Origin of the sequence: Mycobacterium sp. SMC-16 (assembly GCF_046250085.1) — a bacterium.
GTDB classification, from domain to species: domain Bacteria; phylum Actinomycetota; class Actinomycetes; order Mycobacteriales; family Mycobacteriaceae; genus Mycobacterium; species Mycobacterium phocaicum.
In genome coordinates, this window is record NZ_CP176427.1 from 985917 (window position 1) to 1000056 (window position 14140).

Annotated in this window: 12 protein-coding genes; 8 read left to right on the forward strand and 4 right to left on the reverse strand. The window is 65.2% G+C overall.

Annotation, left to right across the window (positions count from 1 at the left end; translation table 11 throughout):
• The first annotated feature begins 98 nt into the window (after positions 1-98).
• From ACJEIK_RS04765 to ACJEIK_RS04800, 8 genes are all read left to right on the forward strand, one after another.
• On the forward strand, positions 99-1745 hold the full coding sequence (locus ACJEIK_RS04765) for an acyl-CoA synthetase (protein WP_409431126.1): 1647 nt from the start codon (positions 99-101) through the stop codon (positions 1743-1745).
• Positions 1746-1752: 7 nt separating this feature from the next.
• Positions 1753-3072: an acetyl-CoA hydrolase/transferase family protein gene (locus ACJEIK_RS04770; protein WP_409431127.1), complete on the forward strand. Its 1320-nt coding sequence runs from the start codon at positions 1753-1755 to the stop codon at positions 3070-3072.
• 24 nt (positions 3073-3096) lie between these two features.
• On the forward strand, positions 3097-3474 hold the full coding sequence (locus ACJEIK_RS04775; protein WP_409431128.1) for a hypothetical protein: 378 nt from the start codon (positions 3097-3099) through the stop codon (positions 3472-3474).
• A 68-nt stretch (positions 3475-3542) separates the two neighbouring features.
• Positions 3543-4559, forward strand: coding sequence for a diiron oxygenase (locus ACJEIK_RS04780; RefSeq protein ID WP_061006141.1), 1017 nt, complete (start codon positions 3543-3545; stop codon positions 4557-4559).
• A 101-nt stretch (positions 4560-4660) separates the two neighbouring features.
• Positions 4661-5044: a YciI family protein gene (locus tag ACJEIK_RS04785; RefSeq protein ID WP_212812849.1), complete on the forward strand. Its 384-nt coding sequence runs from the start codon at positions 4661-4663 to the stop codon at positions 5042-5044.
• Positions 5045-5058: 14 nt separating this feature from the next.
• On the forward strand, positions 5059-6270 hold the full coding sequence (locus tag ACJEIK_RS04790; RefSeq protein WP_212812847.1) for an RNA polymerase sigma factor: 1212 nt from the start codon (positions 5059-5061) through the stop codon (positions 6268-6270).
• A gap of 194 nt (positions 6271-6464) precedes the next feature.
• Positions 6465-7226 carry an EAL domain-containing protein gene (locus ACJEIK_RS04795; protein WP_061006138.1) on the forward strand — a complete coding sequence of 254 codons (762 nt, stop codon included), beginning with the start codon at positions 6465-6467 and terminating at the stop codon, positions 7224-7226.
• A gap of 155 nt (positions 7227-7381) precedes the next feature.
• On the forward strand, positions 7382-8278 hold the full coding sequence (locus ACJEIK_RS04800) for an alpha/beta fold hydrolase (protein WP_061006137.1): 897 nt from the start codon (positions 7382-7384) through the stop codon (positions 8276-8278).
• A gap of 1 nt (position 8279) precedes the next feature.
• Here ACJEIK_RS04800 and ACJEIK_RS04805 read toward each other — a convergent pair whose 3' ends face one another.
• The 4 genes from ACJEIK_RS04805 to ACJEIK_RS04820 all read right to left on the reverse strand — a co-directional run bounded on the left by ACJEIK_RS04805 (position 8280) and on the right by ACJEIK_RS04820 (position 14051).
• A complete protein-coding gene (locus tag ACJEIK_RS04805) occupies positions 8280-9413 on the reverse strand; it encodes an MAB_1171c family putative transporter (RefSeq protein WP_162563611.1) in 1134 nt (377 codons plus the stop codon).
• A gap of 8 nt (positions 9414-9421) precedes the next feature.
• A complete protein-coding gene (locus ACJEIK_RS04810) occupies positions 9422-9940 on the reverse strand; it encodes a hypothetical protein (RefSeq protein ID WP_061006135.1) in 519 nt (172 codons plus the stop codon).
• 2 nt (positions 9941-9942) lie between these two features.
• Positions 9943-10431 (reverse strand): hypothetical protein, encoded by a 489-nt coding sequence (locus ACJEIK_RS04815; protein WP_061006134.1) that lies wholly within the window; start codon positions 10429-10431, stop codon positions 9943-9945.
• Between the two features lie 401 nt (positions 10432-10832).
• Positions 10833-14051, reverse strand: a complete 3219-nt coding sequence (locus ACJEIK_RS04820; protein WP_234935344.1) for an N-6 DNA methylase — start codon at positions 14049-14051, stop codon at positions 10833-10835.
• Positions 14052-14140: the final 89 nt, after the last annotated feature.

A 14140-nucleotide genomic window follows, 5' to 3' on the forward strand; every position in this document is an offset into this window, starting at 1 on the left:
GGTGGGAGTCGAAAGCAGGTGATGTCGCGTCAGCGCGCAACCGGCTAACGTGCCATGCGTGTGGGGCCGATCACCCCTCAAACCTCGGGAGGCATGTGGTGTTGGACGTCGTCGGTGGAATGCAGCAGAAGCTGGGCCGCATAGCGGAATCCGCAACCGCGGTACGCAGGCTGTTCGAGACGGGATTCCTGGATCTCGCCAACCCCGGGGCGATGATCGAGACCGCGAAGAATGCGCCGATATTCGGCCCGCAGGCCACCATGGCCATCCAGGGCGGCCGCAAGTATGCGGGTCTGCCGGCGCTGGTGGACGAACGCGGCACGCTGACCTACCGGCAGGTGAACGATCAGTCCTGGGCGCTCGCGCGCGGCCTGCAGAGCCTGGGCGTGACAGAGGGCTCAGTGGTCGGACTGCTGTGCCGCGACCATCGTGGCCTGATCCTGGCCATGGTGGCGTGCGGAAAGCTCGGGGCCCGGCTGGTGCTGATGAACACCGGCTTCGCCAAGCCGCAGTTCGCGCAGGTGTGTGAGCGCGAAGGCGTCAAGGTGGTGCTGCACGACAGCGAGTTCCTCGGGCTGCTCGACGCCCTGCCCGCCGACATGCCGCGCGTGTTGACCTGGGTGGACGAGGGCACTGAAATCCCCGATGGCGCACAGACCCTCGACGCGATCGTCGCGGCCAATTCCACCGAGCCGCTGCCGGCGCCGAGCAAGGCAGGCGGCTCGGTCATCCTCACCAGCGGGACGACGGGCCTGCCGAAGGGTGCGCCCCGCAGCTCGGTGTCGCCGTTGGCGACGGCGCAGATCATCGACCGAATCCCGTTCCCGCGCAAGGGCACCATGGTCATCGTCTCGCCGATCTTCCACAGCACCGGCTGGGCCACCTACACCGTCGGTGCCGCGCTGGGGAACAAGGTGGTGACGGCGCGGCGGTTCAACGCAGAGCGGACCCTGCAACTCATCGCCGAGCACAAGGCCGACATGCTCGTCGCGGTGCCGACGATGCTGCACCGGATCGTCGAACTGGGGCCCGAGGTCATCGGCAAGTACGACACCTCATCGCTGAAGACGATCCTGATCGCCGGCTCGGCGTTGAGTCCCGAACTGTCCAACCGGGTCCAGGACACCTTCGGCGACGTGCTCCACAACCTGTACGGCTCAACCGAATGTGCCATCGCCAGCGTCGCCACCCCGGCCGAACTGCGTCTCGCCCCTGGCACGGCCGGACGGGCACCGGTGACGTGCGAGGTGGTGTTGTACGACGAGAACGACCGGCGCATCACCGCCAAGAACCGGCGGGGCCGCATCTTCGTCCGCAACGGCGCACCGTTCGGCGGTTACACCGACGGCCGGAACAAACAGATCATCGACGGCTACATGTCCAGCGGCGACATGGGGCATTTCGACGACAATGGGCTGCTGTTCGTCGACGGCCGTGATGACGACATGATCGTCTCCGGCGGCGAGAATGTGTTTCCGCAAGAGATCGAAGAACTGCTCGCCGAGCGGGACGACATCTATGACGCGGCGGTCGTCGGCGTCGATGACGTGGAATGGGGAAAGCGCCTGCGCGCCTTCATCGTTTCGCAGCCGGGCGCGACCCAGGACGCCGATGAGATCAAGGCATTCGTCAAGAACAACCTGGCCCGGCACAAGGTGCCGCGCGACGTCGTGTTCATCGAAGAGCTGCCGCGCAACACCACCGGCAAGCTGCTGCGCCGCGTGCTGATCGAGATGGACGTCTAGGGCGGCGATGCCGACCGAACTCAGCGCCGAGCAGGCCGCTGCCCGGTTGGGGGCTGTCGACACGCTGGGCATCACCCTCGGCCCCGGCCAGCCGCCGGCGATACTGAGGGCGCTCGGCGCGCGCCAGGACTGGTCGAATCTGCGGGTGTTCGGCGCGTTGTTGGCCGTTGGTACCGAACTGTTTTCGCGCCCCGGCGTGCACTACGTCTCCGGCTTCTTCGGGCCGATCGAACGGGCGCTGCGGGACATGGGCGCCGACATCGAGTTCGCCGCCGCGGACTTCCGCCGGTTCGCACCACTGTTGGAGCGGCAGGCGCCGCGGGTGATGACGACCGTCGCCACCCCACCTGATGCCGACGGGTGGTGCTCGCTGTCGCTGCATGCCGGCGGGACGGTCACCGAATTGCGCCGGGCCGGGGCGGACCCGCAGCGACTCCTCATGGTCGAGGTATCCGACTCCTACCCAAGGACTTTCGGATACGGCTCCCGCCGTCACGCACTGCACGTCGACGAGATCGACATCCTCGTGCGCTCGACCGACGGCCCGCTGGCCCTGCCCGGCGGGGACGTGCCACCGACCGAGGTCGAGCGAGCGATCGCGCGGCACGCCGTCGGCTTCATCGGCTCGGGCGCGACGCTGCAGACCGGAATCGGCGCAATTCCCAACCAGATTGCCACCTTGCTGGCCGAGGGTGACGGCAGCGGCTACGGCTTGCACACCGAGATGTTCACCGAGGGCTGCATGCATCTGCACCGCGCGGGCAAGATCACCAACACCGGTAAGGGGCAGTACGACGGCGTCAGCGTCACGACGTTCGCATTCGGGTCGCAGGAGCTCTATGCGTGGCTCGACGGCAACCGTGATGTCGCGTTCCTGCCCGTCGACCTCGTCAACTCCCCGGAGGTGATCGCCGCGAACACGGACATGGTCTCCATCAATGGCGCACTCGCAGTGGACATTCAAGGACAGGTGATCGCCGACACCATCGACGGGGGACAGTTCAGCGGGATCGGTGGCGCCGAGGACTTCGTTGCCGGCGCCGGGCTGGAGTTGTCCGACCGTTCGCTCATCTGTCTGCCGTCTACTTTCGTGAAGGACGGCGAGCTGCGATCGCGAATCGTGCCGTGGTTCGGGCCCGGCGCGGTGATCACCACGCCGCGGCAGCAGGTCGACGTCATCGTCACCGAATACGGGGCCGCGGAACTGGAGGGCAAGACCGTCCTCGAACGCGGTGAGGCGCTGGCGGCAATCGCGCACCCGCAGTTCCGGGACGCCCTGCTGGCGGCGGCCCTACGCGCCGCGAAAGGGCGTTCGCCGGTCGGCTAGCGCAATTCGTGATTCACTGCCGCCATGACGACCAGCGATCAGCCGTGGTGGATCGCCGCGTCCGTTGCGGACCTGGCCGCGGCGATACTGCCGATGTTCGGGCAGTCGTCGTTCGACAGCGAGCGAGCGGCGATGGCGGACGTCGTGTCATGGCTCCGGACCGGCGCCCGCGCTCCCCGTGGCATGTTCTCCGCGGGCGTCTCCATCCGCGGTGATGTGTTCCAGAACCCCGACCTGCGCGCTGTCGCGGAGGCCATGCAGTTGCTCGAACGCTCGGGCCTGCTGCTGCGGGTCCTGGTTCCGTCGAGCCACTCGAGCTTTGACGTCGGTCTGACGCGGCTCGGCTGGCACGCCGTCCAGACCGGCACGGTCCGACAGCATCTCGGCCTCAGCGACCCTTGACAATCATATGGGACCGGAGGTCCCATATAACTGGGTGGGCAACGGTGCCCGCGTGGGAGGTTGATGTCATGGCAGCTACGAAGACGATCCGCCGGTGGCGTGCCGGTATGGATGTGCGCGACGACGTCGACTACTGCGCGAATCTGGAGACGCTCTCGGCGGGCTCTGTGCGCCGGAACTTCAACCCCTACCTGGATGTTTCGTGGGATTCGCCCGAATTCCGGGTGACGGAGAACGACCCGCGCTGGGTGCTGGCCAAGAGTGACCCGATCGGTATGAGCGCGTGGTACCAGGCGCAGCCGCTGGAGAAGCAGATCGCGATCGGCATGTGGCGCCAGGCGAACGTCGCCAAGGCCGGCCAGCAGTTCGAGAGCATGCTGATCCGTGGGTTGCTCGCCTACACGTTCTGGGTGCCCAACGGCAGCCCCGAATACCGGTATTGCCTGCACGAAGCGAACGAAGAGGGCAACCACACCCTGATGTTCCAGGAGATGGTGAACCACGTCGGTGTGGACGTCCCGGGTCTGCCACGCTGGATCAAGTGGCTCAACTGGACCTTCCCGCTTTTCGCCAGCCCGACGCCGGCATTCTTCTTCATGATGGTGCTGTGCGGCGAGGAGCCCATCGACCACATGCAGAAATCCATTCTGCGCGAAGGCAGTTCGATCCATCCGATCATGGAGCGCGTCATGGCGATCCATGTCGCCGAGGAAGCGCGACACATCTCGTTCGCCCACGAGTTCCTGCGCCGGCGCGTCCCGGAGATGCGGCCGTTCAACCGCTTCGTGCTGTCGCTGTTCTATCCATTGGGCTTCCGTGTGGCGGCGTCCCTCATCGCCAAGCCGCCCCGCATCTTCTGGCGTCAGTTCGGCATCCCCAAGTCCGTGAAGAATGAGATCTTCTGGCGGTCGCCCGAATCCCGGACGATGCTGCGCGAGTTCTACGGTGACGTGCGCATGCTCGCCGAGGACACCGGCCTGATGAACCCGGTTGCGAAGGTGTTGTGGCGGATCTTCCGGATCGACGGTCCGGCGTCGCGCTACCGCAGCGAGCCGGCGCGCCAGGCCGTCGTCCCTGTGGCCTGACCGAGGCCCGTCGCCGAGATCTTTTCTCGAGCCATGTCGAAATCCGCCCCACCCGTTCGACGTGTGTGTGAAGGATTGACACACCGACGAAAGGTCAGGCAATGCGCTACATGGGTTTGGTCATCATGGATCCCAACCAGGGTCCGCCGCCGCAGGCACTGATGGACGCGATGGAGGTCTACGTCGGCAAGAACGCTGCCGACGGCATCTATCTGGACGGCGGTGGTCTGGGACAGGGCGAGAACCGCATCGGCTACCAGGTCCGCGCCGGCCAGATGAGCGCGACCGACGGGCCTTTCACCGAGGCCAAAGAGATCATCGGTGGGTTCGCGATGCTGGAGTACCGCAATCACGCCGAGGCCGTCGAGGGCGCCCGGTCCTTCACCGAACTGCACCGGGAGCACTGGCCTGAGTGGGAAGGCCGGGTCGAGATGCATCTGATCGAAGGCGCACCTGACCAGGAACCGGGTGCTTGTCCCCGGTAACTACAACCGAGGCAGTGACCGCCGCCTGGCGTGCCGAATCGGCGCGCCTCGTGGCGGCGCTGGCCCGCATGACCCGCGATATCGAACTCGCGGAGGACGTCGCACAGGACGCGCTCGTCGCGGCGCTGGAGGAGTGGCCCGAGCGCGGAATTCCGGCCAACCCGGCCGCGTGGCTGATGACGGCGGCGAAGCGCCGCGCCATCGACCACATCCGTCGCGCCGAGACGCTGCGCCGCAAGACCGAGGAGATCGGACACCGCCTGGAGGAGGTCGATATGCCCGATTTCGCCGGGCAGGTCGACTTCATCGAGGACGACGTGCTCCGACTGATGTTCCTGACGTGCCATCCGCAGCTGGCCCCGGCGTCGCGGGCGGCGTTGACGCTGAGGTTGGTGTCAGGGTTGAGCACCGCCGAGATCGCCCGTGCCTTCCTGGTGCCGGAATCGACGATGGCACAACGGATCAGCCGGGCGAAGAAGACTCTCGTCGGCGCCGACATGGAACTGCCGGTGGGGGCCGAGCGCGTGGCACGCCTCGACGATGTGCTGGCCGCCATCTACCTCACCTTCAACGAGGGATATGTGGCGACCACCGGCACGGATTGGACGCGCCCCGACCTCTGTTTCGAAGCGATCCGGCTGGCCCGCATGGTGGCCGCGATGGTGCCGGACATCCCGGATTCGCTTGGGCTGCAGGCACTTGTCGAACTCCAAGCGTCGCGGATTCCCGCCCGTGTGGACCGTGACGGCGCGCCGGTGCTGCTGGACGATCAGGACCGGGCGCGGTGGGATCACCTGCTGCGCCGCCGTGGGTTGCAGGTGCTGGCCCGCGCCGAGCAGCTCGCCGAGGCTGGTGCGCCCGTCGGGACCTACTTCTTGCAGGCGGCCATCGCTGCGTGCCATGCGCGCGCGATCAGGGTCGAGGACACCGATTGGCAGCGGATCGCGGACCTGTACGACGTCCTGGCGGTCGCCGCGCCGGGCCCCGTCGTGGAGGTGAACCGCGCCGTGGCACATGGGCGTGCCTACGGGGCAGCGGCGGGGCTGGCGGTGCTCGACGCGCTCGGGCCCGATCCGCTGCCCCGATCACCGCTGCCGCATGCGGTGCGCGGCGATCTGTTGGAGCGTCTGGACCGAGTCGCCGAGGCGTCGGCGGCGTTCACACGTGCCGCCGAACTCAGCACCAATGACGCCGAGCGCGCGTTGCTGCGCCGTCGGGCTGAATGATCCAGGACTTGCTGCGATCAACCGGAGCAAAGCACTTGTCAGCGCCGATGGGGTCGGGTGTCGCAGACCGCTCGGCCCAGTGTCGTGATTGACCATCTTGAGACGTTGGGTCAGGATTGTTTCAAGCGACGGTCCTGAGGCGGTCGCGTGCTTCGATGCGGGGCGGGGGTGAGCAAGCCATCTCTGAACTTCTCATGGACCTTCGCCAGGCGATCGACCGAGACGAACTATCCCTGGTCTATCAGCCCAAATTCGACGCGCACACGGCCGGTGTCGTCGGGGTGGAGGCGTTGTTGCGATGGCGCCATCTCGACCGCGGTCTACTGCGGCCCGCCGATTTCCTGCCGTTGGTGCGTGAGCACGGCCTGATGGAACAGGCCACCGGTCTGGTCGTCAACATGGCGCTCGACGATGCGCTGCGGTGGTACGCCGCCGGGGCGGAAGTGCCTGTGGCCGTTAACCTTTTCGCGCCGCTACTGAGCGACTTGAACCTGCCGGACCACCTGTGCCAGGCGCTGGATGACCGCGGTTTGCCGCCCTCGGCGCTCGCGGTCGAGATCACCGAAGACCTGTTCGTCGACAACATGGAAGACACCCGGACGGTGCTGACGGGCCTGCTCGACCACGGCATCAGCGTCGCGCTCGACGATTTCGGCACGGGATACTCCGCACTCACCTACCTGTCCGATCTGCCGGTCGACGAGATCAAGCTGGACCACGACTTCATCGCGCGGGTCACGGCTGACGAGCGTGCCTCGTTGGTGGTGCGCACCATCATCGACCTCGCGCACCGGCTCGGTTTCGGGATTGTCGCCGAAGGCATCGAGAGTGCCGAATCAGCCTCGCAGTTAAGGGATTTCGGGTGCGATGTGCTGCAGGGATTCTTCCTCAGCCCGCCCCTACAGGCGTCCGAAGTCCTCGGTGTGGTGAGTGCCGGCGCTCGGGCGGCGTTCTGAGTTTGCATATTTTGCGGCGCTCGACTTGACGCCAGAGAGATTTCAACGGACAGTTGATTTGTTGCTCAATCTGATAACGGTCAGTTGAGTGATGCGCAGCGTCGCGCGCGGTTACGTCCGGCAGTGCTCACTGTGTTGGGAAGGCGCCCTCACTCATGTCCACGCTCACATCCACAGCCGTTCCTGTCGAAATGACGGCCACCGAAACAGGTTTCCTCCGGCGCAATGGTCCCGATGGTGCCCGAGTCGCGTATCAGACCTGGGGGCGGCGACGTCCGGGTGCGTCATGCGGCGATGTCCTGCTCGTTCACGGATCGTTGCAGTCCTCGAAAGTATGGTCCAAGCACGGCTACGTGGCGCAGTTGGCGCAGCGCTACCGGGTCATCACCATTGATGTGCGTGGCCACGGGCGCAGCGATAAGCCCGAACACCCCGCCGGGTACGACATTCAGGCTTCGGTGCGCGACGTGTGCGCACTGCTCGACCACCTCGAGATCGCCCAGACGCATTTCCTGGGCTACTCACTGGGAGGTCGCATCGGCTTGACCATGGCGGCCGCCGCCCCGGAGCGGCTCGCGTCCCTGGTGGTCGCCGGCTCGTCGTCCCGGCCGCAATGCGGTGCGGTCAACGTGGTGATGTTCCCCGATGCCATTGCGGTGACGGAGAAGTGGGGTGTCGAGGGATTCGTGCAGGGCTGGCAGGAGCATCGCGGTACGACGATGGGCTCGGGATTTCGCGCCACGGTCGATGCCCTCGGCGCGCGGGGTCTCGTCGCCTTGATGCGGCAGTGGGATGCCGAACCCGGGGTTGCCGAGGATGTGCTGGCACAGGTGCAGACGCCGTCGCTGTTCTTCGCTGGTTCCCGAGACATGTTGCGATTGGCTGATTCCCGTCATGCCGCGGCGCTGATGCCGCGCGCCTATTTCACGCTGCTCGAGGGCGCCGATCACGGTCAGACCATTGCAATGCGTGACCGCATTCTGGACCGGGCCGAGGCATTCTTCCGGTTGGCGGAGTTCCCCGACATCGAGAAGCTCAGCGCCGTCGGTTGATTTACTGTCGCGAGATCGCCGGTGCCCTCAGCTCACGGGACACTTCGAGGAGCCAGCTGAGTTCGTTGGTCTGCTCGGTTCCCCACGGTTCGCCGGCGATCTGGCCATGCGAATGGCCGGCCGGAAGCTGCCGTGCGCGCTGATGCTGAATGGCGCTGCGGATTTGTTGCGCCGCTGAGGTTTTTGCCGGGTCATCGCATACATACGGGCGGATGGCGCTGAGCCCGTCGCGGATCTCGACGATGCGGCGGTACAGCCGATAGTCGTGGTCGCCGATCGGTGCCCGCGGCGGCGCGAGAGCGATGTGCGAATTGCCTTCGTAGAGTGCGGTCCACAGCGGCTCCAGTTGTCGGTGCCACCGGTAGATCTGCGCGCGGCGGCCTGCTGCGCGGGCCAGCTGGGAAAAGGACGGGCCCGCAAGACCTATGACGATCAGTACCTGCCCCACTGCGGCGACGAATGGTGCCAGGTGCTGCCAGGACATGCTGCGGTTGGTGAGCAGGCCGTAAATGGCCGAGTCCGCGCGCAGCAGGCAGAAGACCAGACATAGCGTGGCTCCGGCAGCGGTGAGCAGCAGACTGCGCCGTAGCCAGGCCACCTCGTGGTAGCGGGCGTACTGCAGGCAACGCACGATAATGATCACTGCGCCAAGGGCATACGTGCCCAGGTACAGCAGCATGTAGGTGACCCAGACGGGTTCGCCGCCGTGCGCGGCGTAGAAATCGACTGGGAGTTCGGCCTCTGGCGCGGCGATCCAGCAGACGATCAACGCGACGGCGGCCAGGCAGGCCAGAACGATCCACAGGCGCAATTGGCGATAGGCGCGTCGGCCGGACTCGCCCCAGAACGTGATGACTGCGAGGACGCACGCAGTCCAGGCCATCCCCCCGGTCAGGCTCAGGATAAGTCGGCAGATGTTGTGCACGCCGATCGCGTGGTCTAACCATGCCGATACGCTCGGAATGGACAGCGTGACCGCAATTCCCTTGAACAGGAACGACATCAGCAGCGCTTTGGACGCGGGCGGCCGCACGGGGGACCGGCTGATGGCCAGGGCAACCACGACGACGGCGCCCCAGATGAACGCTGCGGAAACCACATAACTGAAGGCCATGTTCTCGAGCATTTGGGCCACCGAAGACATCACGGCGTCGCCGGATGGCCCTCGAGTCTCAGCGACGCGAGAACGCGTCCCAAGTTGGCATTTGAGATCGAGACGGTTTGCGGCGCACCGCGTCTGACCCGTTGCCCCATGATGGAGGCGAGAGTTTCAGCCTCGATCTCTTGATGGTCCATGTAGTTCTCCCGGCGCAGTACTTCGGCAGGGCCGGTTTGGCCGGCGGCGGAGTGGCCGCACAGCACGTGGCTGAGTTCGTGGAGGATGATGTGCTCGCGGTGCATTGTGGTGGTGTCGCTGTCGAAGACCACGTAGTCGGTGAGACCCGTTCGCACCAACATGCCGTGCACACCGCTTCCTGACAAGCGATACGGCAGCAGCTGGATGTCACGACCGCTGATCTGGCTGGCGACCGCGCGGATGTCGTCGACGGCGGTGAGCTTGTTCAGCCCCAAATCCACGAGCTTGCGTGTGCAGTCGCGGTGTATCGCCTTGAGCTCGCGCGTCGAGCGCAGAACTGGCGATGCGCCACACGACGCGTCCATGACTACCGTTCGGCTTTCGCGGGCGCGATGGTCGGCAGGCCCTGCAGTGCGCGCACATGATCCAGCACGGCAGCAACGGTTTCCAGGCTCTCCTTGTTGAGGCCGATGGCGCGCAACGCAATCAGTTCGACGTCGTCGCGGACAGATTCATCGAGTGCGCCGAGCCGCTCGTCGAGTGAATGTGACCGCGCCGGATCGGTGATGGTCGACAACGGCACCTGAAAGAAGTCAGCCAACGCCCCGAGCAGGTCGATGCCGGGGCGCGCCCGCTTGCCGGTCCGCAGCGCGGAAAGATAAGCGCCGCCGACCTTGATTTCGGGATGGGCCTTCTTGAGGGCGGTTGCGACTTCTTCGTTGGTCCACATCCGGCCGTCGGGACGTCGATGGGCGTCGAAGAGCGCGTTGATGCGCTCAGCCAGGCTGTCACCCGCGTCGCGCGCATCGGCTGCGGCGCCGGACTGGCTGGTCGGTGGGGTCGGCGAAGTCGCCATCTCCCCAGTGAAACACCGATACCCGGTCGTCTCAACTCGTAGACGAGTGTTCTCCTTCAATTCAACGTGTGGTTGATCTTGTGACTGCGGCCGGACCGCTGCGTCCGGTCGGACTGCCGGGCGCTACCGTCATTGCGGCGCCAGTTGAGTCGGTGCCCGCCCCTATAGCCCAATTGGCAGAGGCAGCGGACTTAAAATCCTCTGAACTGGGTGTTTGTTGTGTTTGACTCATTCGGCAGCTGCTGGATGAACGACCTCGACCTGCGAATATGTTGTTGGTTGCATTGGCGGCCGATGAGGGCGAATGAAAGCACTGCGGTATCTCCTGCGGTATCTCACGGGCGGCTCTCGGCCCGCCCGCCAACAGCGCGGCGCATCGCCTCCCACTGGGACGGCAGTCGTTACAGCGAAATAGCGGCCATAGGGACCAATTCCGCCACCGCAGCGTTGATCTTGGCGGCGATACCGGCGTCTTTCAGAGCTTTATCGACCAACTTCCGCGCAGCCTGGAACGTCCGAGCCGAGGACACATCGACCTCAGCGGCGAGTTTCTCGGCCGCGGCGCCGAGCTTCGCCAACTGCAGGTGCAGATCGATGGTGTTGTCGTACTCCGGGAACGGAACTAGGAATACATACTTATCGAAGTGCCGGGCTCCGTACAAGCCCAGGGCTTGCAGCGGCTTTACTCGCTCCAACACGGTCCCCGAGTTCAGAATGGCGCAGAGGTAGCTCGCTTCTGACTCAGTCGCGACGGCCGTCCAGTAGAGGGAGAAGTCGATAATGGCCCGTGAATCCCTTACGACCGCTGCGGCGAGTCTGTTCCCGGTCTTGGTGTAGACCACTCTGACCGCTGCGGGCGGCAGCTGCGCGGACAGTTGCCCGTGGAAATCGATGCGGTCCAGCAGCGTCCCTGCGTCGGACTCGGACTTATTCTCGGCCCACGCTTTCTCAGCTTGGTCCCACCACGACTTCAGTCCCGGGTGGTCAACGACTGCCGCTTCCTCCAACACCCCGTCGTCACTGATCGCGAGTAGTGTTCGGCGCGGCTCCAGAGTGCGGAACGGAAGCGTGGTCAGGCCCAGATACGTTGGCCGAACGAACCTCGTCTCGACTGTGGCGGTGATCGCCGGCAACTGTTTCCACCGTTCGGGCTCGTAGACGCTTCGGTTCGATGACACCGAAACGCGGCCCGCGCCCGCGCCCAGTGGACCTGCCGGAGCCTCGCGTACAAACAGTGCCATCTGGGGAGCGAGCACGGCGCCCTGCCGGAACTGCGACTTGTACGGGGACTCCGGGCGCACCGCTCCGGCATCGTGCGCAGCGACGGTGCCGGAGCCGACGGTGATCTTGTCCTTCGCTTCGTCCCACGGAATGTCTGGTCGTGCAAGGTATCCCGTCCACGTTACGGTCTCAGCGTCGATCGGAGTCGCTGATGAGGACCTCTCGCCGTGGATGACGCAAGACACCATGGGGAATCCGGTGGTTGCGCGTGCGAGGTCCCAGCTGAGCCCGAATTTGACGGCGAGGTGCTCGGAGTTCCTCGTCATCCACTTGCCAGTGCGGAATCCGGTATGTGGCTTGCGCGTCAGGATGCCGTAGGGCATCACAAACGAGAACGCGCCGCCGGGGCGGAGGTACAGCTCCACAGCCCGTACGACGAACAGCGTGGACAGGTCGCGGCTGGCCGCTCCTAGGCCGCCGGTGAGCAGATTGCGCGGCTTGGCGAGCTTCTTGTAGTTCTCCTGCATTGTGGCGGTCATCTTTGCGTACGCCAGCCACGGCGGATTTCCTACGAGTACGTCGACGCGGTTGTCCGGCTCGGCGAGCCACAGGGGGCGGATGAGGTTGCGGACGTAGTAACCCCAGATGTGGTCCTTGCCCGACTTGTGCAGCGCCCGCATGGTCGCGAAGGTGGCGCTGAGAACCTCTGCCTCCTCAGCGGTCACCTTAAAGCGCTTGAGGATCGGGTCGATCAGCGTCCCGTTCCTCTTGTTCGTTGAGTCGAGCGCGTTGTCGGCCATCTCCGACACCAGGCGGTCGAACCGGCCGGCGTCACCGAGGATGCTGCGCGGGAAGACCAGATCGTCACCGAACAGGACACCGCCTCCGCCGGCGATGATGGAGTCCCCCTCGGTACTGATGGTCACCCGGTCCACGCCTCCGATGAGGTCCCGGCTCTGCTCCCACTGCATCGAGTCACCCAGATACACAGGGATCGCGATGGGACCCCTGTCATCGTCTCGGAGCCGATTCAATCCGATCGCCAGGACGTAGGTGACCCTGGCGAGGGTCACCGCGACCGGGTGAACGTCCATGCCGATCACATTCGCAGTTACCTCGTGCACCGCTGTCGCCGTTGGCGTTCCCGACTTCTCCGCGGTCTCGAGGTAGCGCCGGATGGCGTGGAACAGGAATGTCCCGGAGCCGCAGCTCGGGTCTGCCACCCGAGAGCCTAGGGGGTCGGTCACGGTCGCTTCGACGACACGGTCGGCGAGCCAGTCCGGCGTGTAGTACTCGCCCAGCCGGCGGCGCTCGGTGGGGGCGATTACCGATTCGTAGAGGATCTTCAGCACGTCGTGTTCAACCTTTGTCCAGTCGAACCGTGCGATGCGCCTGCCGAGTTCGACGACGAACTCCTGCCCGCCCTTGACTTGCACCACCCAGTCGAAAAAGTCTGCCTCGACGACGCCGTGGATTTGAGCCTGTTGAAACTCCGACCCGGATGTCAGTTGCATGGGCGACAGGCCACCGCTGGGAGATACGTCCCAGCCGACCGCGGCGTGGGCGATCAACTCAGCGGTGATCACCAGCAGTGTGTGGTTGATGAATAGGTTCGGGTCGTCGACGAAGTTCTTGCCGAACGCGGTACGCAGCAGCTTTGCCCACAGTTCTCGCTTGAGCTTCACCTCCGGGTCGTCGACGTTAGCCTCGAAAAGCGCGGCCAGAGAAGCATGGTCGAGCCGGTGGCCCGGGGAGTCGGCACCCAACCGGTCCTGGATCTCCTGCGGGGTTGGTTTGATCTGCTCCCGTGTCGCCATCACCGATTCCAGCCAGACAAGAAGCTGAGCGACGTCGGGTGCGCTGGGGTTCAGGACCAGCTCGGAGACGAAGACGAGAGCGTCGCCTTCCAGGTTGTAGAGCATCCAACCGGTGCCGTCGGTGAGAATGCCGACGTAGCGTGTGCCCAGCTCTTTGTGCCGCTGTTGAACGTAGCCGGCGAGCTGCTGTTCGTAGTCAGCGAGGTTGCCGACGGTGAGGTCCTTCTTCACCTCGATCACGACGTGCCCGGCCTCGATATCGATACGCCGTCGTGTGCCGTCAGCGACCTGGGATTCGATCTTCACAACGTCGTCCGGATCGAGTCCGAGACCGGCGGTGGTCAGCAGCATGTAGATGTCCGCCTGGGTCTCGGCCTCCGCGCGGATCGGCTTGCGGCGGGCGAGGCGGCCGACGGTTTCGTTCACGAGTTCGCTGGGCACGTGACGACCATATGCAGTGGTACCGACACCCGTGTTGATAGTCGACTCCCGGCGTGGCACACCCCGGCGCGCCTTCTTTAAGCAATGCAGACTGCCGCACAGGCGGAAGGTCTGTTGCGTCGTATCTAAACCGGCCGGCAAGCAGGGAGATCCTCCCGAGGTTTGCTGTTAGCGAACACGCTGCATGTTTGCTGAAATTGACGCTACGGTGATCGAACCGCTGGGGAGGC